At 73.2% G+C, this 22444-nt stretch carries 22 protein-coding genes and 2 pseudogenes; 14 read left to right on the top strand and 10 right to left on the bottom strand.

The features are described 5' to 3' along the window. Positions 1-64: 64 nt before the first annotated feature. Entirely contained in the window at positions 65-625 is a 561-nt protein-coding gene (locus tag KME79_RS32870) for a hypothetical protein (protein WP_219548740.1), read from the bottom strand. Between the two features lie 144 nt (positions 626-769). Continuing rightward, positions 770-1051, bottom strand: a complete 282-nt coding sequence (locus tag KME79_RS32865) for an SAM-dependent methyltransferase (RefSeq protein ID WP_246640811.1) — start codon at positions 1049-1051, stop codon at positions 770-772. A 78-nt stretch (positions 1052-1129) separates the two neighbouring features. On the opposite strand from KME79_RS32865, the gene KME79_RS32860 reads away from it, so the two are divergent. The 4 genes from KME79_RS32860 to KME79_RS32845 all read left to right on the top strand — a co-directional run bounded on the left by KME79_RS32860 (position 1130) and on the right by KME79_RS32845 (position 2923). Next, the gene (locus tag KME79_RS32860) at positions 1130-1516 is read left to right on the top strand and encodes a pyridoxamine 5'-phosphate oxidase family protein (protein ID WP_308249137.1); all 387 of its coding nucleotides are present in this window, start codon (positions 1130-1132) and stop codon (positions 1514-1516) included. Between the two features lie 219 nt (positions 1517-1735). After that, positions 1736-1828: a hypothetical protein gene (locus tag KME79_RS47750; protein ID WP_504739485.1), complete on the top strand. Its 93-nt coding sequence runs from the start codon at positions 1736-1738 to the stop codon at positions 1826-1828. After that, positions 1825-2568, top strand: coding sequence for a precorrin-4 C(11)-methyltransferase (cobM, locus tag KME79_RS32850; protein ID WP_219548725.1), 744 nt, complete (start codon positions 1825-1827; stop codon positions 2566-2568). Before KME79_RS47750 ends, cobM begins: the two co-directional genes overlap by 4 nt. Before the next feature lie 106 nt (positions 2569-2674). Then, positions 2675-2923 carry a DUF6071 family protein gene (locus KME79_RS32845; protein ID WP_219548719.1) on the top strand — a complete coding sequence of 83 codons (249 nt, stop codon included), beginning with the start codon at positions 2675-2677 and terminating at the stop codon, positions 2921-2923. A 22-nt stretch (positions 2924-2945) separates the two neighbouring features. Here KME79_RS32845 and KME79_RS47185 read toward each other — a convergent pair whose 3' ends face one another. The 3 genes from KME79_RS47185 to KME79_RS47745 all read right to left on the bottom strand — a co-directional run bounded on the left by KME79_RS47185 (position 2946) and on the right by KME79_RS47745 (position 6741). Further along, entirely contained in the window at positions 2946-5060 is a 2115-nt protein-coding gene (locus KME79_RS47185) for a sensor histidine kinase (protein ID WP_219548712.1), read from the bottom strand. Between the two features lie 115 nt (positions 5061-5175). Further along, entirely contained in the window at positions 5176-6432 is a 1257-nt protein-coding gene (gene fmdA, locus KME79_RS32835) for a formamidase (RefSeq protein WP_219548707.1), read from the bottom strand. A gap of 27 nt (positions 6433-6459) precedes the next feature. Beyond that, positions 6460-6741: an FmdB family zinc ribbon protein gene (locus KME79_RS47745; protein WP_219548703.1), complete on the bottom strand. Its 282-nt coding sequence runs from the start codon at positions 6739-6741 to the stop codon at positions 6460-6462. 266 nt (positions 6742-7007) lie between these two features. Between KME79_RS47745 and KME79_RS45585 the strand changes: the two genes are divergently transcribed. The 9 genes from KME79_RS45585 (at position 7008) to fdhA (ending at position 18255) form a co-directional block, all read left to right on the top strand. Then, positions 7008-7217, top strand: coding sequence for a hypothetical protein (locus KME79_RS45585; protein ID WP_246640810.1), 210 nt, complete (start codon positions 7008-7010; stop codon positions 7215-7217). Then, positions 7172-7843 carry a cysteine desulfurase family protein gene (locus tag KME79_RS32825; protein WP_308249135.1) on the top strand — a complete coding sequence of 224 codons (672 nt, stop codon included), beginning with the start codon at positions 7172-7174 and terminating at the stop codon, positions 7841-7843. The genes KME79_RS45585 and KME79_RS32825 overlap by 46 nt, the downstream gene beginning before the upstream one ends. Positions 7844-7922: 79 nt before the next feature. Beyond that, positions 7923-11099, top strand: a complete 3177-nt coding sequence (gene fdh / locus KME79_RS32820; protein ID WP_219548697.1) for a formate dehydrogenase — start codon at positions 7923-7925, stop codon at positions 11097-11099. A 4-nt stretch (positions 11100-11103) separates the two neighbouring features. Next, positions 11104-11880, top strand: a complete 777-nt coding sequence (locus tag KME79_RS32815; RefSeq protein ID WP_219548851.1) for a 4Fe-4S dicluster domain-containing protein — start codon at positions 11104-11106, stop codon at positions 11878-11880. Then, positions 11877-12800, top strand: coding sequence for an NrfD/PsrC family molybdoenzyme membrane anchor subunit (gene nrfD, locus KME79_RS32810; RefSeq protein ID WP_308249134.1), 924 nt, complete (start codon positions 11877-11879; stop codon positions 12798-12800). The genes KME79_RS32815 and nrfD overlap by 4 nt, the downstream gene beginning before the upstream one ends. Positions 12801-12917: 117 nt before the next feature. Beyond that, the gene (gene selA, locus KME79_RS32805) at positions 12918-14216 is read left to right on the top strand and encodes an L-seryl-tRNA(Sec) selenium transferase (RefSeq protein ID WP_219548695.1); all 1299 of its coding nucleotides are present in this window, start codon (positions 12918-12920) and stop codon (positions 14214-14216) included. After that, complete coding sequence (locus tag KME79_RS46600; RefSeq protein WP_219548693.1) at positions 14216-16021, top strand: selenocysteine-specific translation elongation factor; 1806 nt, start codon at positions 14216-14218, stop codon at positions 16019-16021. The genes selA and KME79_RS46600 overlap by 1 nt, the downstream gene beginning before the upstream one ends. A gap of 79 nt (positions 16022-16100) precedes the next feature. After that, on the top strand, positions 16101-16985 hold the full coding sequence (locus KME79_RS32795) for an MIP/aquaporin family protein (protein ID WP_281429563.1): 885 nt from the start codon (positions 16101-16103) through the stop codon (positions 16983-16985). A 49-nt stretch (positions 16986-17034) separates the two neighbouring features. Next, positions 17035-18255, top strand: coding sequence for a formaldehyde dehydrogenase, glutathione-independent (fdhA, locus tag KME79_RS32790; protein ID WP_219548689.1), 1221 nt, complete (start codon positions 17035-17037; stop codon positions 18253-18255). Between the two features lie 48 nt (positions 18256-18303). Here the strand turns inward: fdhA and KME79_RS32785 are convergent, their stop codons facing one another. The 4 genes and pseudogenes from KME79_RS32785 to KME79_RS32770 all read right to left on the bottom strand — a co-directional run bounded on the left by KME79_RS32785 (position 18304) and on the right by KME79_RS32770 (position 20430). Then, on the bottom strand, positions 18304-18747 hold the full coding sequence (locus tag KME79_RS32785) for a molybdopterin cofactor-binding domain-containing protein (RefSeq protein ID WP_246640818.1): 444 nt from the start codon (positions 18745-18747) through the stop codon (positions 18304-18306). Positions 18748-18904: 157 nt separating this feature from the next. Beyond that, positions 18905-19240 (bottom strand): annotated as a pseudogene (locus KME79_RS47545) (xanthine dehydrogenase family protein molybdopterin-binding subunit); the annotation flags it as partial. Beyond that, positions 19237-19944: an FAD binding domain-containing protein gene (locus tag KME79_RS32775; RefSeq protein ID WP_219548687.1), complete on the bottom strand. Its 708-nt coding sequence runs from the start codon at positions 19942-19944 to the stop codon at positions 19237-19239. The gene KME79_RS32775 and the pseudogene KME79_RS47545, both read right to left, overlap by 4 nt. Next, positions 19941-20430, bottom strand: a pseudogene (locus KME79_RS32770) ((2Fe-2S)-binding protein). The gene KME79_RS32775 and the pseudogene KME79_RS32770 overlap by 4 nt, the downstream one beginning before the upstream one ends. Before the next feature lie 198 nt (positions 20431-20628). Between KME79_RS32770 and KME79_RS32765 the strand changes: the two are divergent. Continuing rightward, positions 20629-21651, top strand: coding sequence for a zinc-dependent alcohol dehydrogenase family protein (locus tag KME79_RS32765; RefSeq protein ID WP_219548685.1), 1023 nt, complete (start codon positions 20629-20631; stop codon positions 21649-21651). On the opposite strand, the gene KME79_RS32760 is transcribed toward KME79_RS32765, so the two are convergent. After that, positions 21652-22284, bottom strand: a complete 633-nt coding sequence (locus tag KME79_RS32760) for a pyridoxamine 5'-phosphate oxidase family protein (protein ID WP_219548683.1) — start codon at positions 22282-22284, stop codon at positions 21652-21654. Positions 22285-22444 lie beyond the last annotated feature (160 nt).

Here is a 22444-nt window from a genome sequence, read left to right as displayed (position 1 = left end):
GCGGCAGGGAGACGGGGGGTGGCGGCAGCGGCCGGCCACGACCGTGAAGCGGGCTACGGCCCGATCAGAGAGCGGCGACCGGCAGGGGAGGCCCGCGGCGGCGCAGGCTGGAGGCCAGCAGGAGCCGCAGCCGGGCATGCTCGTGATGCGCCAGAGGGCGGCGCGGCAGGCGTGCGGTGACCGGCGAGACGGCGAGCAGCAGGCCGGCCCAGAGCACGCTCAGCGACGTGACGGCCAGGTGCGCGATCATGGCCAGGGCGGTCTCGCCGCGTTCCAGCCACCACGACGACAGCAGAGCCACCGCCACATGGACCAGGAGCATGCCCACCCCGGTGCCGCCGTGGGCGTGGGCGAGGGGGACGGCGGACGCCTCGGCGCCGGCGCTGAACAGGTGGTGCATGCCGTACTGGGCGGCGAAGCACGCGGCGAGCAGCACGCCCCGGCCGTGCTGGCGGGCACCGATGGCGTAGGCTCCGCCCCAGGTCAGCGCCACCGCCGCGGCCAGGAACCCGGGCCGTACGGCCGCGCCTCCGGCCAGCACGTGCACGACGGCCGACACCAGCACGCAGACCACGGCGAACACCGTGGCACGCGACGCACGCAGGAAGGGCCGGCCGACAGGCACCCGCACATCGTTCCCTGGGGGCACACCGCTGACACCCCGGAACCCGCCCGGCGTGGTGCTCGGTGAGAATGCCGCAGGCCGCGGGATCGCCTGCCGTGAACCTTTCACCCGCGGCGCAAGGACTCCGTGCCGAGACGCGCGTCCTCAGTCTTGGGGCGGAGTGCGGCGCAGGAGGTACGTGTCCATGATCCAGCCCTTGCGGGCCCGGGCCTCCGCGCGGAGCTCGCGGATGCGGTCGCCCACTTCGGTCACCGGCCCGGACACGAGGATCTCGTCGGGCGTGCCCAGGTAGGCGCCCCAATAGACGGTGAAGTCGTCGAGGCCGGTGAAGGAGCAGTGGGCGTCCAGCATGACGACCGTGTCGTTGGCGGTGGGGCCTTCCGCGGCCAGGCGGCGTAGCCGCTTCGCCCGTAGGAGTGTAGGCACTGGTGAGCGGATGAACGCGACCGGACCATGCCAGAAGCGTCGATATACGATGTTGGTCGCCATCGCCTGAGGAGGGTCGTGAATCTGGTCGAGCAGGGGGACGGCTTCGCCGCGTTCTGGCAGGAGCGGCATCTGTGCACGCTCGCCACCGCGCGTCCCGGCGGGCCCCCGCACGTGGTGCCGGTGGGCGCGACCCTGGATCTGGAGACCGCCACCGCCCGGGTGATCACCTCGGGGTCCTCGTACAAGGCCCGGCTCATCGGCGAGGCCGGCGCGCTGGTGGCGCTGTGCCAGGTGGACGGCCGCCGCTGGTCCACGCTGGAGGGCCGGGCCGTGGTGCGGGCCGAGCCGGAGCGGGTGGCCGACGCCGAACGCCGCTACGCCGCCCGCTACAAGCCGCCTCGCCCGAACCTGTCCAGGGTCGTCCTGGAGATCGAGGTCACCCGCGTCCTGGGCAACGTGTGATCACCGTCGTCGGCGTCGGCGTCGGCGCGGACGGCCGGGACGGACTGCCCGCCGACTCGCGGCGCACGGTGGAGGCGGCGGAGGTGCTCATGGGCGCCCCCAGGCAGCTCGATCTCGTCCCCGCCTCCGCGGCTGAGCGGGTGGCCTGGCCGTCGCCGCTGCTCCCCGCGCTGCCGGGGGCCGAGCGGCCGGCTCGGCGGCGACCTGGTCAGGCTGTCGGTGCAACGGGCCTCACCCGTCGGCGGGTTCACCGGATGGCGGGCCGCGATGCCGGTGACCGTGTGGTCGGTCATCAGGAAGGATGAGCCGTGACCGTCTACTTCATCGGGGCAGGCCCGGGGGCCGCCGACCTGATCACGCTGCGCGGCCTGCGGCGGCTCCAGACGTCGCCGGTGTGCCTGTACGCGGGCTCGCTGGTGCCGCGCGAGCTGCTCGACTCGTGCCCGGTCGGCGCACGGCTGGTGAACACGGCGGACCTGACGCTCGACGAGATCGTCGCGGAGCTGGTCGCCGCGCACCGGGCCGGACTCGACGTGGCGCGGCTGCACTCCGGCGATCCGTCGGTGTTCAGCGCCGTGGCCGAGCAGATGCGCCGCCTGGACGCGCTGGAGGTGCCGTACGACGTGGTGCCGGGGGTGCCGGCCTTCGCCGCGGCGGCCGCCGCGCTGGGCAGGGAGCTCACCGTCCCCGGCGTCGGCCAGACGATCATCCTGACCCGCACGTCGGCCAGGGCGACGCCGATGCCCGACGGCGAGGACCTGTCCACGCTCGGGGCGAGCGGGGCGACGATGGTGCTCCATCTGGCCGTGCAGCGGATCGACGCCGTGGTGGCGGAGCTGCTGCCCTCGTACGGGCCGGACTGCCCGGTGGCGGTGGTGGCGCGGGCGAGCAGGGCGGACGAGGTGATCCTGCGCGGGACGCTGGCGGACATCGCCGGGCAGGTGCACGAGGCCGGGATCCGCCGCACGGCGGTGATCGTCGTCGGGCGGGTGCTGTCGGCGTCGGAGTTCCCCGACAGCCACCTCTACAGCGCGAAGCGGGCCAGGACGTGAGGCGGATCCTCATCCTGGGCGGCACGGCGGAGGCGCGGGCCCGTGACAGAGGACACGGGCACCGGCCCGACCTGCCGGAAGAGCTGAACTGGCACCGGCTGAGCAGGTGGCGCGTCGAGGCCGGGACGCGGCCTCCATCGCCTGCTACGAGCATCTCTGGAGCCGCCGTGGCGCCCTGCTGAACTTCTCGCTCGACTGGCTGATGCTGGACGGCTTCCTGCGCTCACGGGGCGCGGGTGCCTACTACGCCTTCGCCTGGGACATGCTGCCCAGGAAGCTGGACGAGCAGAGCGCGGCGCTGCTGAGCAACCTCGACGCCGCGAAGGTCTTCGGCACCCCGGTGAGCGCGCGCTGATCAACCCTTGAGGTGGTCGCGCTCACCATCGAGGTTTCACGCCCGCCTCACCGACGTCAGAGGGCTTGGGAAGCGGGAACGTGGCCTCCACCTGCGTCCCCGGCCCGGTCAGGGGCGCCTGGGTGATCCGGCAGGTGCCGCCCAGCTCCGCGGCGCGCTCGCGCATCGAGGCGAAGCCGACGCCGGAGCGCTGGTGGCCGGTCAGCCCTTTGCCGTCGTCGCGCACCCGTACGACCAGCGCGTGTTCCGAGCAGGCCAGCGTGACGACGATCCGGGTGGCGTCGGCGTGCTTGCGCACGTTGGTCAGCGCCTCCTGCGCGATCCGATACGCGGCCACCTCCACGGCCGCCGGCAGGTCGCGGGTCTCGCCCTCCACCTCGACCTGGACGGGCGGGCCCGGCTCCGCGGCGAGCGCGCGCACCGCCCCGAGCAGTCCGAGGTCGTCCAGGCTGGGCGGGCGCAGGCCGTAGACCAGCTCGCGGACCTCCTGGCTGACCGAGTCCATGCTGCCGCGCAGGTCCCGCAGCATCCGGTCGGCGGTGGACGGCACCTCGCGCAGGCGCAGCTGGGCCATGGTCAGGGACATCGACATGTTGGTGAGCGCCTGGCCGAGGCCGTCGTGCAGGTCGCGGCGGAGCCTGCGCCGCTCCTCCTCACGGGCGTTCAGGATGTGCTCCCTGGAGCGTTGCAGATCGGCCGTCATCAGTACGGCGTGCGCGACGTCGGCGACGTGGACGGTCGCCGTGCTGATCAGCCGTTCGGTGTAGGCGGCGGAGAAACGGCGCGGCCCTGGCGGCCCGATCAGCATCCGGCCGACCGGCTCGCCGTGCCACACCAGCGGCACGGCCCGCGGGTCCGGACCGGTCGTCCCCAGCTCCACCCGCATGCCCGCGGCGCCGGCCTCTGTGCCGACCTCGGTGCCGACCTCGGTGCCGGCCTCTGTGCCGACCTCTGTGCCGACCTCGACGACGACCCCGGTCACGCCGAGGCCGTCGTGCACCACGGCCGTGACGGCGGCCAGCGCGTTCACCGGCTCGGTCTCGCCGACCTCGCGCGCCAGTCTCCTGGCCAGTTCCTCCGGCTGGCCGTGCCTGCCGTACAGCATCACGTCGGTGAGGCGGCGCAGACGGGTGCGCAGCGGCTGGAAGAACACGCCCGTCACCAGCGCGGCGGCCAGCCCCGCCACCTGGTCGTAGCCCGACACCAGCAGCGCGGCCAGGGCGCCGGTGCCGAAGTAGGCCCCGCCGACCGCGGCGATCAGGCCGGTCGCGATGACGGTCCGGCTGATGACGGTGTCGATGCCGTACAGGCGGTACTGCAGCACCGCGAACGCGATCGTCACCGGAAGCAGCCCGGTCCAGATCGTCGCCGGGAGCCAGTAGGCCTCACCGAGCAGCACGAACACCGTGTAGACGACGAACGCGCTCAGCGGCCAGGCGATCTGCCTGCGCGCCGCCGGGGACGCGTGCCGCAGCCGCACCAGCAGGGAGATCAGGGCGAGCACCACACACGCGTTGATCAGCAGAGTCAGCGAGCGCGTCAGCACCCCCTGGTAGGGAGCCAGGGCCTCGATCGCCAGCGGATTCGGGATGACCTCCGGCCAGCGGTAGGTGCTCGCGGGCGGCGTCGGCCGCGCGATGGTGCGCACGCCCTCGACGACGGTCGCGGCCACACCGGTGATCGCCACCGGCAGCCAGCGGCGGGAGGGCAGGCGATCGTCCGGTGAGAGCAGCGGCGTCAGGATCCCCAGCGCGCAGGCCCCGACGATCCAGCCCACGACGGCCAGGATGCGCAGCCATCCGGCGCTCTCCAGGTCGCCGGCCGACGCCTGCGCGAACTGCAGCCCGGTCACCATCACGTTGACCGCGCAGCCCAGGCCGCCGGCACACATCAGCCAGGCCAGCTTCAGACGGGGACGGTGCGCGATCAGGAACGCGCCGATCAGCGGGAACGTCAGGCCCGCGCCGTGGTCGGGCGCCAGAGGCGGCCACGGCGACCACTCCTCGGGCAGCGATAACTGGATCGCGGTGCCGGCCACGGTCAGCGACACCGACAGCACGGCCAGCACGACGGACACCCACGCCCGCACCCGGCCCGCGCCCGGCGCGCCGCCCCCGTCTGCCTTCACTGTTCGCATCCCCTGCCCCGCGGAACTCTCAGCGCCCGTCGGCGAACCGACCAGGCGTCCGCGAGCATCAGCGTAGAACGCTATCCGGCGCGCATGGCCCCTGACCAGGCACGTGCCCGGCGGTTCAGCCGAAGGCGGCGTGCGGTGCGCTGGTGCCCTCCGGCACGCGGACCGGCCCGGACGCGCTGGGCCGGACGTCGACGTCGAAGATCGCGGTCGGCAGGTAGACGGTGGCGCAGGAGTTGGGGATGTCCACCACCCCCGACAGCCGGCCCTCGATCGGGGCGGCGCCGAGCAGCAGGTATGCCTGCTCGGGGCTGTAGCCGAACGTCGTCAGGTAGTCGATCGCGTGCAGGCAGGCCCGCTGGTAGGCCAGTTGCGAGTCGAGGTAGCGCTGCTCGCCGTCCAGCGTGACGGAGATCCCGGAGAACGCCAGCCACTCGCTGTACTGGGGGGCGGTGCGGCCCGGCATGAAGATGGTGTTCTCGCCGACGCGGTACGTCCGCATGCCGTCCTTGATGAGGTCGACGTGCAGGTCGACGAAGCCGCCCATCTCGATGGCGCCGCAGAAGGTGATCTCGCCGTCGCCCTGGGAGAAGTGCAGGTCGCCGAGCGACAGGTTCGCCCCGGGCACGAACACCGGATAGAAGACGCGGGAGCCCTGGGTGAGGTTCTTGATGTCCTGGTTGCCGCCGTTCTCCCGGGGCGGCGCGGTGCGGGCGGCCTCGCCGGCGATCCTGTCGAACGCGGACGAGGACACCGATCCGAGGATGGCGTCCTGCGGCTCCGGGGGCAGGGCCAGCGGCGGCACTCTCGCCGGGTCGGTGGCGATCAGCGCGCCCTCCCGCTGGTTCCACTTCGCCAGCAGCTCCGCCGACGGCGCGGTGCCCATGAGCCCGATGTGGGTGATGCCGGTGAACGACACCGCCGGGATGTGGCGCGAGGTGGCTTCCTGGCCGCGGAAGTCCCAGATCGCCTTGTAGGCGTCGGGGAACTGGTCGGTGAGGAACGAGCCGCCGTTCTTCTTGGCGAAGATGCCGGTGTAACCCCAGCCCTGGCCGGCCAGGGGGCCGCTGTCCTCCTGGGGGATGGGTCCCACGTCGAGGATGTCCACGATCAGCAGGTCGCCCGGCTCTGCCCCCTCCACCGCGAACGGGCCGCTGAGCGCGTGCACCTTCGTCAGCGGGGCGTCACGGATGTCCTCGGCGGAGTCGTCGTTGTGGATCGCGCCGTCGAACCACTCCCGGCAGTGGACCCGGAAGCTGTCGCCCGGTTTGACCCGCGCCACCGGCGGGATCTCGGGATGCCAGCGGTTGTGACCGATCTTGGCCTGGTCGGTGAACTTCTTGGTCGAGTCGAGCGGGAAGATCAGCTCTGGCACGGCTGGATCCTTTCGGCACAGGGACGGTCACGGGCGCGGCAGGCGACCGGTGGCGGGATGAATGGGCACCGCGGCCGGGGCGCGGCGCGGCGGCAGGGATGTGACGACCTCGGGTTCGGAGGCGCTGCGCTCCGCCCGCCGCAACCGGGCCGCCAGGGCGGCCGGAGTGCGCGCCAGCATCGGCGCCGAGAACCTCCGCGTCGAGGTCGCGCCGCAGTCCGGGCACCGCACCGCGGCGGGTGCGGTGCCGATCGGAAAGGCGACCTCGATGTCGCGACAATGCGGACAGCGATAGCCGTATGTCGCCATGGAAGGTGCCCCCCGCGTTTTCGAACAAAAGCCCCAGGCCGCGACGTCTTATCGACGTGACCTGGGGAAACAACCTCAGAAACGGATATACGCAACTTAACGCGTGAATGACCTGCGATCGATCGCACTTCTGCCAAGCTTGCTCGCGGAGTAAGGCAGGCCGCCGAATACCTAGGCAAAACCCATGCCACGTACATCCCGTATGTTCATGGCTGATCGACGGGAGTACGTTGCGGAGTCGCGCCCGGTAAGAGCAAGATCGGTACGTGAGCGAGAACGACGGGGCCCAGGCGCATCCCGCGCTGGCCGGTGGCGCGCTGTACCTGGACTACAACGCCACCACCCCGGTCGACCCCGAGGCGCTGCGGGCCGCGCCGCCCTCGGCTCCCCGGGGCGGCAGGTCGTCACCCTGGCCACCGAGCATCCGGCGGTGCTGCGCTCCTGCGAGAGTCTGCGCGCGGACGGGTTCACCGTGACGCGGGTGCCGGTGGACCCGCACGGCCGCGTCGACCCGGACGTGCTCCGCGCCGCCGTCCAGGAGCGGGAGACCGCCCTGGTCTCGATCGCCTACGGCAACAGCGAGACCGGCACCCTGCAGCCGATCGCCGAGCTGGCCGCCGTCGCGCACGAGTCGGGGGCCCTGTTCCACACGGACGCCGCGCAGGCCGCCGGGAAGGTGCCCCTCGACGTGTCCGCCCTCGACGTGTCCGCCCTCGGCAGGGCCGCCGAGCTGGCCCGGCTCGAACTGCCCGGCAGCGCCGTACGGCTGGCCGCCCTGCGCGACCTGTTGCACGCCGAACTGGAGGCCCGGTTGCCCGGCCGGGTCCATCTCAACGGTCACCCGGCCGAACGGCTGCCGGGGACGCTGAACGTGAGCATCGACGGCGTCGGAGGCCGGGCCCTGCTGGCCGCGGTCCCCGGCATCGCCGCCGCCACCGGATCGGCCTGCCACGAAGGCGTCGACGTGCCCTCGCCCGTACTGCTCGCCATGGGGCTGCCGGCCGGGCGGGCGTCCGAGGCGGTGCGGCTGTCCCTGGGCCGGTGGAGCACCGAGCGGGAGGTGCGGCAGGCGGCGAGGCTGATCGCCGAAGCGGCCGCCTGAAACGTCACGTCCACGGACGTGACCGGTCCGTCCGAGAGTCGCCGGAATACGCCCCCCGAAACGGGGCATGGATCGCACCATGGCAGGAAGGGGATGGCCGGCCCGCTGGCCGGTGATCCGGCAGCTCAGAGGCCAGGACGGCAGGGGTGAGGCGGCACGGTCGCGCCGCACCGACGCCCTGCGCCCGCGCACCGAGGACGCCGCCACGGTGGCCCGGTCCATCTGCCCCTACTGCGCGGTCGGCTGCGGCCAGCTCGTCTACGTCGAGGGCGGCAAGATCACCCAGATCGAGGGCGACCCCGACTCCCCGATCTCCCGGGGACGGCTCTGCCCCAAGGGGGCGGCCAGCAAGCAGCTCGTCACCCATCCGGGACGCCAGACCCAGGTGCTCTACCGCAGGCCGTACGGTACCGGCTGGGAGCGGCTCGACCTGGACACCGCGATGGAGATGATCGCCGACCGGGTGGTGCGCACCCGGCGGGAGACCTGGGAGGACACCCACGAGGGCAAGGTCGTGCGCCGCACGATGGGCATCGCCAGTCTGGGCGGGGCGACGCTCGACAACGAAGAGAACTACCTGATGAAGAAGCTGTACACCGCCCTCGGCGCCATCCAGGTGGAGAACCAGGCGCGTATTTGACACTCCTCCACCGTCCCCGGTCTGGGGACCAGCTTCGGGCGTGGCGGCGCGACGACCTTCCAGCAGGATCTGGCGGAGGCGGACTGCATCGTCATCCAGGGCTCCAACATGGCCGAGTGCCACCCCGTCGGGTTCCAGTGGGTGATGGAGGCCAAGGCGCGCGGGGCGAAGGTCTTCCACGTGGACCCGCGGTTCACCCGCACCAGCGCGCTGGCCGACCGGCACCTGCCGATCCGCGCGGGCAGCGACATCGTGCTGCTCGGCGCGCTGATCAACCACGTGCTGGCGAACGAGCTGGACTTCAGGGAGTACGTGCTGGCGTACACCAACGCCGCCTCCCTCGTGTCCGAGGACTTCCGCGACACCGAGGACCTCGACGGCCTGTTCTCCGGCTGGGACCCGGAGACGGCCACGTACGACCCGAGGAGCTGGGCGTACGAGTCCACGCCTGAGGGCCGCCCTTCCGAGCAGGCGGAGGGCGGAGCCCGGCACGCCAAGACGGCGGGGCCGGACACCTACGGCGCGCGCGGGGCCGCCGTGCACCCCAGCCCGCCCACGGACCCGACGCTGACCCACCCGCGCTGCGTCTACCAGATCGTGAAACGGCACTTCGCCCGCTACACCCCGGAGCTGGTCGAACAGCTCTGCGGCATCCCGCGTGACGACTTCGCCGAGCTGGCCGAGGCCATCACCGCGAACTCCGGCCGCGAGCGCACCACCGCCTGGGTCTACTCCGTCGGGTGGACCCAGCACAGCGTCGGCGCGCAGTACATCCGCACCGCCTCGATCCTGCAGCTCCTGCTGGGCAACATGGGACGGCCCGGCGGCGGCATCCTGGCGCTGCGCGGCCACGCCAGCATCCAGGGCTCGACCGACATCCCGACGCTGTTCAACATCCTTCCGGGCTACCTGGACATGCCGGACGCCGGGCGGCACGAAGGCCTGGACCACTACCTGGAGCTGGAGGGCGGCAGCACGGGCTTCTGGGGCAACCGGCGCGCCTACCTGGTGAGCCTGCTGAAGGCGTGGTGGGGCGAGGCCGCCACCGAGGAGAACGACTTCTGCTTCGGCCACCTGCCGCGCATGACCGGCGACCACGGCCACTACACCACCGTGATGAACCAGATCGACGGCATCGTGAAGGGTTACTTCGTGGTGGGGGAGAACCCCGTGGTCGGCTCCTCCGGCGGCCGGGCGCAGCGCCTCGGCCTGGCGAACCTCGACTGGCTCGTCGTCCGTGACCTGGCCCTGGTGGAGACCGCCACGTTCTGGCTGGACGGCCCGGAGCTGGAGACGGGCGAACTGCGCACCGAGGACATCGGCACCGAGGTGTTCTTCCTGCCCGCCGCGAGCCACGTGGAGAAGGAGGGCACGTTCACCAACACCCAGCGGCTCCTCCAGTGGCGGGAGAAGGCGGTCGACCCGTCCGGCGACTGCCGCAGCGAGCTGTGGTTCTACTACCACCTCGGCAAGCTCATCAGGCGGCGGCTTACCGACGACGAGATCGACCGGCCGGTGCGCGAGCTGACCTGGGACTATCCGGAGCTCGGCGTGCACGGCGAGCCCTCGGCCGAGGCCGTGCTCCGCGAGATCAACGGGGTCGGCCCCGACGGGCGGGCGCTGTCGTCCACCAGCCAGCTCCGCGCCGACGGCTCCACGACCTGCGGCTGCTGGATCTACTGCGGGGTGTACGCCGACGAGGTCAACCAGGCCGCCCGCCGCCGCCCCCGCCGGGAGCAGAGCGCGGTGGCGCCCGAATGGGGCTGGGCGTGGCCGGCCAACCGGCGCATCCTGTACAACCGGGCCTCCGCCGATCCGGAGGGCCGCCCGTGGAGCGAGCGCAAGGCGTACGTGTGGTGGGACGCCGAGCGCGGCGAGTGGACCGGCCACGACGTGCCCGACTGCGAGATCGGCAAGCCGCCCGGTTACGTGCCGCCCGAGGGCGCCTTCGCCCAGGACGCGCTCGCCGGGACCGACCCGTTCATCATGCAGTCCGACGGCAAGGGCTGGCTGTACGTGCCGCTCGGGCTCGTCGACGGCCCGCTGCCCGCCCACTACGAGCCGCACGAGTCTCCGGTCGCCAACCCCCTGTACGCCCAGCAGGCCAACCCGGCACGCCACACCTACAACCGGCCGGAGAGCCCGTACAACGCGCCGGACGGACGCTTCCCCTACGTGCTGACGACGTACAGGCTGACCGAGCACCACACGGCGGGCGCGATGAGCCGGCCGCTGGCCTACCTCGCCGAGCTGCAGCCCGAGCTGTTCTGCGAGGTGTCGCCGCGGCTCGCCGCCGAAGCGGGGCTGACCAACGGCGGCTGGGCCACGATCGTGACCAGCCGCGCCGTGGTGGAGGCCAGGGTGCTGGTCACCGGGCGGATGCGGCCGCTGCGCCTCGGGGGCGTGATCGTCCACCAGGTCGGCCTGCCGTACCACTGGGGGTGGGGCGGAGGCGGCCTGGTCACCGGTGACGTCACCAACGACCTGACGCCGCTGGTCCTCGATCCGAACGTCTACATCCAGGAAGGCAAGGCGATGACCTGTGACGTGCGGCCGGGGCGCCGGCCGAGGGGCCCGGCGGCGCTCGACCTGCTGGAGAGGTACCGCCGTGGCTGAGCGGATGGGCTTCTTCACCGACACGAGCGTGTGCATCGGCTGCAAGGCGTGCGAGGTGGCCTGCAAGGAGTGGAACCAGATCCCCGACGACGGCTTCGTCTTCGAGGCCACCTCCTACGACAACACCGGCATGCTGGGGGCGAGCACCTGGCGGCACGTCGCGTTCATCGAGCAGTCACGGCCGGTGGCCGTCGGCGGTGACGAGGGCGTGGACCGGTGGCTGATGTCCTCCGACGTGTGCAAGCACTGCACGCGCGCCGCCTGCCTGGACGTGTGCCCGACCGGGGCGCTGTTCCGGACCGAGTTCGACACGGTGGTGGTGCAGGCCGACATCTGCAACGGGTGCGGCTACTGCGTGCCCGCCTGCCCGTACGGCGTGATCGACCGGCGGGAGGGCGACGGGCGGGCCTGGAAGTGCACGATGTGCTACGACCGCCAGCGCGGCGGCCTCGAACCGGCCTGTTCCAAGGCGTGCCCCACCGACTCGATCCAGTTCGGCCCGCTCGACGAGCTGCGGGAGCGCGCCGAGCAGCGGGTGGCCCGGCTGCGCGCCGACGGGAACGAGCGGGCCCGCCTGTACGGGGAGAGCCCCGATGACGGGGTGGGCGGGACGGGGGCGTTCTTCCTGCTGCTGGACGAGCCCGAGGTGTACGGCCTGCCGCCGGATCCGGTGGTGACCACCCGCGACCTGCCCGCCATGTGGGGCTGGGCGGGCGCGGCCGCGCTGTCGGCGGCCGGCGCCGTGGCTCTGGCGTTCCTGCGTACGGGGGAGCGGCGGTGAAGCGGGAAAGGGCCGTGGCGCAGGAGGTGGTGCCGGAGGCGGAGTTCCGGTCCTACTACGGCCGCCCGGTGATCAAGCCGCCCATCTGGCACGAACCCCACATGCCGACATATCTCTATTTGGGGGGTGTGTCGGGAGTCTCGTCCTCGATGGCCGTGATGGCCCGGCTGACCGGCCGGACCCGCCTCGACCGCACCGCCCGCGTCGCGGCGGCGGCCGGGGCGGCCCTGGGCGCCGGGCTGCTCTCCGCCGAGCTGGGCAGGCCCGAACGGTTCCTCAACATGTTCCGCGTCTTCAAGCTCACCTCGCCGATGAGCGTCGGCTCGTGGATCCTCGCCGCGCACGGCGGGCTGTCGGCCGCCGCCCTGGCCGGTGACCTGACCGGCATCCTGCCGGCCGCCGGTGACGCGGCGCTGCTGGCCACCGCGGTGACAGGGCCGCTGACCGCCACCTACACCGCCGTCCTGGTCGCCGACACCGCCGTGCCCGCCTGGCACGAGGCGTACCGGGAGCTGCCGTTCCTGTTCGCGGGCAGCGCGATGGCCGCTGCCGGGGCGGCCGGGATGCTGGGCACGCCGCCGGCCCACGCCGGTCCCGCCCGCGCCGTGGCCGCGCTCGGGGCGGGCGTGGAGACGGTCGCGGGGCACCTGATGGAGCGCCGGCTCGGGTTCCTGGGGGAGCCGTACCAGGTGGGACGGGCGGGCCGGCTCATGCGCGCCGCGCGCGTCCTGACGGCCGGCGGCGGGCTGCTCGCCGTGGTCGCCGGACGCAGCCGCGCACTCAACGCCGTGTCCGGCCTCGCCCTCACGGCGGGCTCGCTGTGCACCCGCTTCGGCATCCTCGCGGCGGGCCGCGCCTCCGCCGCCGACCCCAAGTACACCGTCGTCCCCCAGCGCCGGCGCCTCGACGAAGCCTCCTGAAGCCGGATCCCGCCCGGCTGCGCCGGGTCACCGGACGGCCCTCACCGATTTTCAGGAGGCCGAGGTCCTCGGCCCGGCGGGTTCGATTCCCGCCCGCCTCCGCTTATGTTCGGGAATATGGATCGACGCAGGCGGGTGCCACGCACCGACGCCGTGCTCGCCGACTCGCGCCTGGTGGAGGCGGGCGGGCGGCTGGGCCGGTCGGTGGTCAAGGCCGCGGTGGCGGCGGCGCAGGAGCGGGCCCGGCAGGGCGAGATCGCCCCCGAGGAGGTGGCCGACGCGGCGGTGAAGGCGCTCCCGGCCCGCGCGGCGAGCCTGCGTCCGGTCGTCAACGCCACCGGCGTGCTGATCCACACCAACCTCGGCCGGGCCCCGCTGTCGGCGGCGGCCGTCGAGGCGATGACCGCCGCCGCCGGGTCCGCCGACGTGGAGTTCGACCTGGCGACGGGCGCCCGGTCGCGGCGGGGCCGGGGCACGCTGGCAGCGCTCGCCAGCGCGGTGCCGATGGCGCAGGACGTGCACGTCGTGAACAACAACGCCGCCGCCCTCGTCCTGGTCGCCACCGCGCTCGCCGCCGGGCGGGAGATCGTGATCAGCCGGGGCGAGCTGGTCGAGATCGGCGACGGGTTCCGCATCCCCGACCTGCTCGCCTCCACCGGGGCGCGGTTGCGCGAGGTGGGCACCACCAACCGCACCTCCGTCCGCGACTACGCCGACGCGGTGGGACCGGCGACGGGGTTCGTGCTCAAGGTCCACCCGTCGAACTTCCGGATCGAGGGCTTCACCGGCTCGGCCGAGGTGCCGGAGCTGACCGGGCTCGGCGTGCCCGTCGTGGTGGACATCGGCTCCGGCCTGCTGGCCCGTGAGCCGCTGCTGCCCGCAGAACCCGACGCCACCACCATGATCGAGGCGGGCGCGGACCTGGTGACGGCCAGCGGCGACAAGCTGCTCGGCGGGCCGCAGGCGGGCCTCCTCCTGGGCCGGTGCGACCTGGTCGAACGCTGCCGCCGGCACCCGCTCGCCCGCGCGCTGCGGGTCGACAAGCTCACGCTCGCCGCGCTGGAGGCGACGCTGCGCGGTCCCGTCCCGCCGGTCCGGCGGGCGCTGCACGCCGATCCGGCCGTGCTGGAGAGGCGCGCCACCGCCCTGGCCGGTCGCCTGGCCAGGGCCGGGATCGACGCCCTGGGGGTGCCGAGCGAGGCCGCCGTCGGCGGCGGCGGCGCCCCCGGGGTGCTGCTGCCGAGCGCGGCCGTGAGCCTGCCCGAACGGTTCGCCGTCCCGCTGCGGACGGGCGATCCGCCGGTCGTCGGCCGGATCGAGGGCGCCCAGCTGCTGCTGGACCTGCGTGCCGTCCCGCCCGAACGCGACGACGACGTGGCGCGCGCGGTGCTGGCGGTCGCGGAGGTGGTGGGCTGATGCACGTCGTGGCCACCGCGGGTCACGTCGACCACGGCAAGTCCACCTTGGTACGGGCACTCACCGGCATGGAGCCCGACCGGCTGGACGAGGAACGCCGGCGCGGCCTCACCATCGAGCTCGGGTACGCGTGGACGAACCTCCCATCCGGGGAGCCGCTCGCTTTCGTGGACGTGCCAGGTCATGAGCGGTTCCTCGGCACGATGCTCGCGGGGGTCGGGCCCGTACCGGCCGTGGTGTTCGTGGTGGCGGCCGACGAGGGGTGGATGCCGCAGTCGGAGGAGCACCTGGTGGCCCTGGAGGCCCTCGGGGTGCGGCACTGCCTGCTGGTGGTGACCCGCTCGGATCTCGCCGACCCGGCCCCGGCGATCGAGCGGTCCCGCGCCCGCCTGGACGAGGCTCTCGGGAAGCCGGGCGGTGGGGTGGCGGCGGTCGCCGTGAGCGGGCGCACCGGTCAGGGGCTGGACGAACTGCGGCGGGCGCTGGACCGGGTGGTGGCGGGGCTGCCCCGGCCGGATCCGGGGGCGGCGGTCCGGTTGTGGATCGACCGGACGTTCAGCGTGACCGGCAGCGGGACGGTGGTGACCGGGACGCTGCCCGCCGGGACGGTGTCGGTGGGCGACGAGCTGCTGCTCGACGGCGAGCCGGTGCGGGTCAGGGGCCTGGAGTCGTTGAAGCGGGCGCGGGACACGGTGTCCGGGGTCGCCCGGGTGGCGGTCAACCTGCGCGGGCACGACCTCCCCGAGCGCGGGCAGGCGCTCGTCACACCGGGCGGGTGGACGTACACGGAGTCGGTGGACGTACGCGTCGCGCCCGTCGGGAAACAGCCGCAGGAGGATCCCGGCCTGCCTCGGCGGCTGACCGTCCACGTGGGGTCGGCGGCCGTGACGGCCGAGGCGCGGCACCTCGGCGGCCGCTTCGTACGGCTGCGCCTGGACCGGCCGGTGCCGCTGCATCTCGGCGACGTGCTGCTGCTGCGCGACCCCGGGCGCGCCCGGTCCGAGGTGCGGGTGCTCGCCGGGGCGGCCGTCCTCGACGTGCGCCCCCGGGCCCTGCGCGGCCGGGGCGCCGGCAGAGAGCGAGCCGCCCAGCTGGAAACGGCCCTTCCGAAGCCCGCCCCCGAGGCTCCCGACAAGCCCGCCGGGCTCGACGCGGCGTTCGCGTTGCGGGTGCATCGGCTGCTGCGGGCCGCCGACCTGCGGGCCATGGGGGCGGCGCCCGAGGTTCCCGGGGTGGCGGGGGAGTGGCACGCCGATCCTCTGTACTGGGAGGAGTCGCGGAGGCGGCTGGGCGAGGCGGCGCGGCGGTACGCGGAGCGCAATCCCCTGGAGCCGGCCATGCCGGTCGAGGCGGCCCGGCGCGAGCTGGGGCTGCCGGACCGGCGGCTGGTCGCGGCGCTGGTGGGGCCGCCGCTCACGCTCGCCGGCGGGCGGATCGTGGCGAGGCAGGCAGGGCTGCCGGGGCCCGTGGCGCTGGCGGTGGAGCGGGTGCAGCGGGAGCTGGCGGCGCGGCCGTTCCAGGCGCCGGAGGCGGGGCGGCTGGCCGAGCTGGGGCTGGGCCCGAAGGAGCTGGCGGCGGCCGTGCGGGCGGGGAGCCTGCTGCGGGTGGGCGAGGGGATCGTGCTGCTGCCGGGAGCCGACGGGCGGGCGGCCGAGGTGCTCAGCCGGCTGCCGCAGCCGTTCACGGTCAGCCAGGCCAGACGCGCGCTCGGCACCACCCGCCGGGTCGCCGTGCCGCTGCTCGAACACCTCGACAGGGCCGGTCTCACCGAGCGGCTGGACGAGGTGCGCCGCCGCTGCGGATGACTCCGCTTAGGGGCCTGGACCTGGGTATATATATTGGGAAATCAGGGGGATTGTGAACCATCGTCATCTGGGGGTTGCGATGGTCGGAGACCTTCCACGGCGGCTCGTCGCGGAAGCCATCGGGACAATGCTGCTGGTGATCTTCGGTCCGGGATCCGTGGTGGCCGCGTTGCTCATGGGCAACGGTGAGCTTTCCTACGCCGCGCTCGGCTTCATCTCGTTGTCGTTCGCCGTGGTCGTCGCGCTCGTCATCTACGCCTTCGGCACCACGTCGGGCGCGCACATCAACCCGGCCGTCACCCTCGCGCTGGCGGCGGGCCGCAGGTTCCCGTGGGCGGAGGTGCCACCGTACATCGTGGCGCAGCTCATCGGGGCGTTCGCCGGCGGTCTGCTCATCGTGGGCGGCTTCGGCCGCCGGGCCGCCGACCTGGGCACCGGGCTCACCGCTCTCGGCGAGGGCGTGAGCTATGGGCAGGGCATCCTGCTGGAGGTGATGGGCACGTTCCTGCTGATGCTCACCATCATGGCGATGGCCGTGGACCGCCGGGCGCCGAGCGGCTGGGCGGGGTGGATCATCGGCATGGCCGTCGCCTGCGAGATCTTCGTGATCGGCCCCATGACGGGCGGCTCCGTCAACCCCGCCCGCACCTTCGGCCCGTACCTGACGACGAGCGTGTTCGGCGGTGACACGCCATGGTCGGAGTTCGGCGTCTACATCATCGGCCCGGTCGTCGGAGCCGTACTCGCCGTGCTCGTGTACGACCAGGTGGCGCGCCCGGCGCGCGAGCTGCCCGAGGCGGCCGAGCAGGGCACCGCCGGGGAGATCACCGGCACCCGGCGGCCGGGTGACGAGGAGGACCTCGCGCGGGACGTCCCGGTGGCCCGGAGCTCTCGCGACGACCCGGTACGCGACCGCCCGGCGCACGGCCCACGCCGCCGCCCCGGCCCCGGGGGTGATCGATGACCACGTGACCACCCGCCATTCGCACCCCGTACAAGGGAGAGGGCACGTCATGTCAGGTAACAGAGGAGTCTCCTACGAGGGCCCCGGCAAGGTCGAGGTACGCGTGACCGACTATCCCGACTACGAACTCAAGGACGGTCCGGGCGTCAACCCGGCCAACGTGGGCCGCAAACTGCCCCACGCGGCGATACTCAAGTCGGTCGCGACCAACATCTGCGGAAGCGACCAGCACATGGTCCGAGGCCGTACCACGGCCCCGACGGGCCTCATCCTCGGTCACGAGATCACCGGCGAGGTGGTCGACACCGGCCCCGACGTCGAGTACGTCAAGAACGGCGACCTCGTGTCCGTGCCGTTCAACATCTCCTGCGGCCGCTGCCGCAACTGTAAGGAACGCAAGACCGGCATCTGCGAGAACGTCAACCCGGACCGGCCCGGCTCCGCCTACGGCTACGTCGACATGGGCGGCTGGGTGGGCGGCCAGGCGGAGTACGTCCTGGTGCCGTACGCCGACTGGAACCTGCTGAAGTTCCCGGACAAGGACCAGGCGATGGAGAAGATGCTCGACCTGGCCATGCTCTCGGACATCTTCCCGACCGGGTTCCACGGCTGTGTGAGCGCCGGGGTGGGGCCGGGCTCGACCGTCTACATCGCCGGGGCCGGACCGGTCGGGCTCGCCGCGGCGAGTTCGGCGTTCCTGCTCGGCGCCGCCGTCGTCATCGTCGGCGACCTGAACAAGGACCGTCTGGAGCAGGCCAGGAGCTTCGGCTGCGAGACCGTCAACGTGGCCGAGGGCGAGCCGAAGGACCAGATCGAGCAGATCCTCGGCGAGCCCGAGGTGGACTGCGCCGTGGACGCCGTCGGCTTCGAGGCCCGCGGCCACGGCAAGGAGGCGGAGAAGGAGCAGCCCGCGACCGTGCTCAACACGGTGATGGACGTCACCCGGGCGGGTGGCGCGCTCGGCATCCCGGGACTCTACGTGACCGGTGACCCCGGCGCGGCGGACGAGGCGGCCAAGCAGGGCTCGCTGTCGATCCAGATCGGTCTCGGCTGGGCCAAGTCGCTCAGTTTCGTCACCGGCCAGTGCCCGGTCATGCGGTACAACCGCCAGCTCATGCAGGCGATCCTGCATGACCGCGTGCAGATCGCCAAGGCGGTCAACGCCACCCCGATCTCGCTGGACGACGCCCCGCGCGGCTACCACGAGTTCGACGAGGGCGCGGCGCGCAAGTACGTGATCGACCCGCACGGCATGCTCGCGTCCAGGTGACCATGCGCCGCGAGCGGCGCGAGCCGTCGCTCGCGGTCCCCCGGGCCGTCACCAGGCCGGGTCCATCACCGTCTCGGGCGCGATGGGCAGGCCGCGGACGCGGCGGCCGGTCGCGTGGAAGACGGCGTTGGCGATGGCGGCGGCCACCCCGACCTGACCGATCTCCCCGACCCCCTTGACGCCGAGCGGGCCGACGACCTCGTCGCGCACCTCGACGAGGTCGACCGTGACCTCGGGCGCGTCGGCGTTGACCGGCACGAGGTACTCGCCCAGGTTCGCCGCGGCCCAGCGGCCCGTGCGCGGGTCCGCGTGGTCGCCTTCCAGGAGAGCCTGGCCCAGGCCCCAGAGCATGCCGCCCATCAGCTGGCTGCGGGCCAGGAGCGGGTTGAGGACCCGTCCGGGCGCGAACGCGCCGCTCAGCCGGCGGACGCGGACGAGGCCGAACTCCGGGTCCACGGCGACCTCGGCGAACTGGGCGCCGAAGGTGAGCAGGCCGTGCGGCGTGTCCAGCGGCGGCGGCCGCCACGTGCCCGTCGCCTCCGCGTCGGACAGGTGGTGGCGTTCGAGCAGGCGTGGCGGTCGCCTGGACGACGTCGTACGAGACGCGCACCAGCGAAGCCGCGTACCGGGCCTGCTCGTACGTCTCGGCGACGACCAGGGCCACCGGCTGTCCCGCGTAGTGCACGACGGTGTCCTGCATCGGGAAGAAGCTCTCGCCGGGCGCGGTCAGGCCCGCCAGCGACGGCAGCAGGCGCGGCGGCGCGGCGATCCTCGGCAGGTTCTCGTGGGTGAGGACGGCGAGGACGCCCTCCGCCGCGTGCGCCGCGCCGGTGTCCATCGCGGACACCCGGCCGGCGGCGACGGCCGCGCCGACGATCGCGAGATGCGCCGCCCCCGGCGGCGAGATCTCCGCTGAATACCGCGCGGCGCCGGTCACCTTCGCCGGGCCGTCCACCCGCGTGACCGGCGTGCCGACCGTGGTCATGGCCGGGCTCCCCTCAGGCTGTGGGTCAGGCCGCGCACCACCGCGCGGCGCGCGAGCTCGACCTTGAACGCGTTGTACCGGCGAGGCACGGCGGCGTCGAGTTCGAGCGCGGCGGCCCGCCGGAAGGCCGCCTCGTCCGCCGGGCCGCCGACGAGCGCCGTCTCCGCCCGCCTCGCCCGCCAGGGCTTCGTGCCGACCCCGCCCAGAGCGAGCCGGACGGGTGGGGTGGCGATGCAGCGCTCGCTGGTGCCGAGGATCGCGTGGCCCCGGTTCAGCCCGTCGAGCGCCGAGCAGCCCGTCCCCGGTTCGCGCTTGTTGCAGGGCGAGACGCCGTCGCGCAGGTAGGGGCAGCGGGTGCGCTGGCAGAGGTTGCCGCCCATCGTCGCCATGTTCCGCAACTGCTCGGAGGCGCCCAGCAGCAGCGCCCGGGAGATCGCCGGGAAGCGGCGGACGACGATCGGCGCCCGCGCGACGTCGGTCATGCGGGCGAGCGCGCCGATGCGCAGGCCGCCGCCGGGACGGTCCTCGACGGCCGTCAGCGGCAGGTCGTCGATGTCCACCAGGTGGCCGGAGCGGGAGACGCCCGCCCGGATCAGGTCCACCTCGTTGGTCCCGCCGGCCAGGAAGGCGCTCGCGGGACTCGCCGCCGCCAGGGCGATCGCGTCGCCGACGTCCCTGGCCCTGCTGTAGGTGAGCGGCCTCACGACGCGCCCCCCGCGCCGTCGCGGACCTGCCGGATGGCGGCGCGGACGTTCGGGTACGCCGCGCAGCGGCAGAGGTTGCCGCTCATGAACTCGGCGATGTCCTCGTCGGTGGCGGCGTTGCCCTCCTCGATGAGCTTGACCGCGGACATGATCTGTCCAGGGGTGCAGTAGCCGCACTGGAAGGCGTCGTTTCTCGACGAAGGCCCGCTGCATCGGGTGCGGCCCGTCGTCGCCGGCGAGCCCCTCGATCGTGGTGATCTCGCGCCCCGCGGCGGTGACGGCCAGCATCAGGCAGGCGAGCACCCGCCGGCCGTCGGACCACACGGTGCAGGCCCCGCAGGTGCCCTGGTCGCAGCCCTTCTTGGTGCCGGTCAGGCCGAGGTGCTCGCGCAGCGCGTCGAGCAGGCTCACGCGCGGCTCGACCTGGAGGACCCGGGGCCTGCCGTTGATCCTCAGCGACACCGGGACGCTCTCCGGCCCCTGGATGACGCGCGGGCGGCGACGGTATCGGACATGGTCTTCCCTTCCCCTGGCCGCTGGCCTGTCCTTCCCTACCCGGCGAAGGTACGGAGGAGCTGAGGCGAGGGCTTGGGCCGGGTAAACCCGGGCGCCCCGCACCGGCCTTCCCGTTTTCGGAAGCGGGGCGGGGGAAGCCTGACACCTACGTGGAAGAGGGGATTCACCATGCGTGGAGCAGTTCTGTACGCTCCGGGCGACGTCCGCGTCGAGGACCGTCCCGACCCGGTGATCGTCGAGCCCACCGACGCGGTCATCCGGCTCTCGGCGACCTGCGTCTGCGGATCCGATCTGTGGCCCTACCGGGGGGTCGAGAAGCTCGACGGGGCGGCTCCCATGGGGCACGAGTACGTCGGCGTCGTGGAGGAGGTCGGCGGCCAGGTCACCACCATCAGGCCGGGTCAGTTCGTGGTCGGCTCGTTCTGGGCCTCCGACAACACCTGCGAGATCTGCCGGGCGGGCTACCAGAGCGGCTGCGTCCACCGGGTGCTCATGGGCTCGATCGGCACCCAGTCCGAGCTGGCGCGGATACCGCTCGCCGACGGCACGCTCGTCGCGACCCCCGGCATGCCGGACGCCGATCTGGTGCCGAGCCTGCTGGCCGCCTCCGACGTGCTGGGCACCGGCTGGTTCGGCGCCGTCGCAGCCGCGGCCGGGCCGGGCAAGACCGTCGTGGTCGTCGGTGACGGCGCCGTCGGACTGTGCGGGATCCTCGCGGCCGGGCAGCTCGGGGCCGAGCGGGTCATCGCGATGAGCCGGCACGCGCCCCGGCAGGAGCTGGCCCGCCGGTTCGGCGCCACGGACATCGTCACCGAACGCGGCGACGAAGGGGTGGCCCGGATCAAGGAGCTGACGGGCGGGCTCGGCGCGCACAGCGTCATCGAGGCGGTCGGCACCCAGGAGTCGATGACGCAGGCCATCCGCTCCACCCGCCCCGGCGGCCACGTCGGCTTCGTCGGCGTCTCCCACGACGTCGCGCTGCAGGGCGACGAGCTGTTCTTCTCGCTCGTGCACCTGCACGGCGGGCCGGCGCCGGTGCGGCAGTATCTTCCCGAGCTGATCGGGCTGATCTGCGACAGGAAGATCGATCCCGGCCAGGTCTTCGACCTGACCCTGCCACTGGACCAGGCCGCGGAGGGCTACCGGGCGATGGACGAGCGCCGCGCGATCAAGGCACTCCTCCTGCCCTGACTACAGGTTGGTGCGGGCGTCCAGGGCGAGCCCTTCGTCGATCGCCGCCGCCGGAACGTCCCTGAGTCCCAGGTGGTCCTTGGCGATCTGCCCGAGTGTGGGCAGGCTGTCGCGGGCCGGCCAGGTCTCGGGCTTCCACAGCGACGACCGCAGGAACGCCTTCGCGCAGTGCATGTAGAGCTCCTCGACGTCCACGAGCACCGCCAGCCGGGGCCGCCTGCCCCGGGCCACCAGGTCGTCGAAGAACGGCGCGTCCGACACGAGGGTGGCGCGGCCGTTGACCCGCAGGGTCTCGTTCATCCCCGGCACGATGAACAGCAGCCCGACGTGGGGGTTGTGGAGCACGTTGCGGAAGCTGTCGACGCGGTGGTTGCCGGGCCGGTCGGCGAGCGCCAGGCGGTGGTCGTCGAGGACCAGCACCGACCCGGCCGGGTCGCCGCGCGGCGAGACGTCGCACGTCCCGTCGGGGTTCGAGGTCGCCAGCAGCACGAGCGGCGAGTGGGCGATGATGGCGCGGGCGTGCTCGTCGATCCGGCCGATGTCCTTGTCCCAGATGCCCTGCGACGGCTCCGGCACGATCTCCCGGAGCTCGGCCTCGGTCGTCACCGTACGGATCTCAGAAGCGTGATGCACCGCCTCAATATAGTGGTGGGCACGCCGCCCGCAGCCCCCGGCCCGTACGTGAGCATCCCCGGGTGGATCACCCTCCACGGATGCTTTACCGTGGAGGGCAACGAGGGGAGTACTTCCCAAGCGTCGAACCCGGTCAGTACGGACCTGTGGCGGGTCCCCG

The sequence above is a fragment of the Nonomuraea harbinensis genome (assembly GCF_019396385.1).
GTDB lineage: Bacteria > Actinomycetota > Actinomycetes > Streptosporangiales > Streptosporangiaceae > Nonomuraea > Nonomuraea ferruginea.
Note: the sequence above shows the minus strand (reverse complement) of the source record. Positions and strands in the feature narration are given on the sequence as shown.